The organism is Pseudomonas viridiflava, assembly GCF_900602065.1.
Taxonomy (GTDB): domain Bacteria; phylum Pseudomonadota; class Gammaproteobacteria; order Pseudomonadales; family Pseudomonadaceae; genus Aquipseudomonas.
This window is the reverse complement of record NZ_UWFN01000318.1, coordinates 1-284: the sequence shown is the minus strand read 5'-3', so window position 1 is coordinate 284 and position 284 is coordinate 1. Positions and strand designations below refer to the sequence as shown.

The following is a 284-nucleotide window of genomic DNA, read 5'->3' as shown; positions in this document are numbered from 1 at the left end:
GTGCTTCCGTCTCTTCCAATCGATTGAATCGGGCGCGAAACTCCCTGGCGCCCGGCAAGGTTGCGAGATACCAGCCGACATGTTTGCGTGCAATTCGCACGCCCATCACGTCGCCATAGAAAACATGAAGCGCTGCCAGATGCTCCAGCAGGATCCGCTCCACTTCACCGAGCTGCAGCGCCGGGAGTTTCTCTCCGGTACGCAGGTAGTGTTCTATCTCGCGAAAAATCCACGGCCGCCCCTGGGCTGCCCTGCCAATCAGTAACCCGTCCGCTCCGGTGGCC

General features: G+C 60.6%; 1 protein-coding gene. It reads right to left on the bottom strand.

Annotated elements, in window-relative coordinates:
* Positions 1 to 284: tRNA-dihydrouridine synthase (locus EE949_RS24355; protein ID WP_206335720.1), on the bottom strand; the 284-nt coding region annotated here is incomplete at both ends.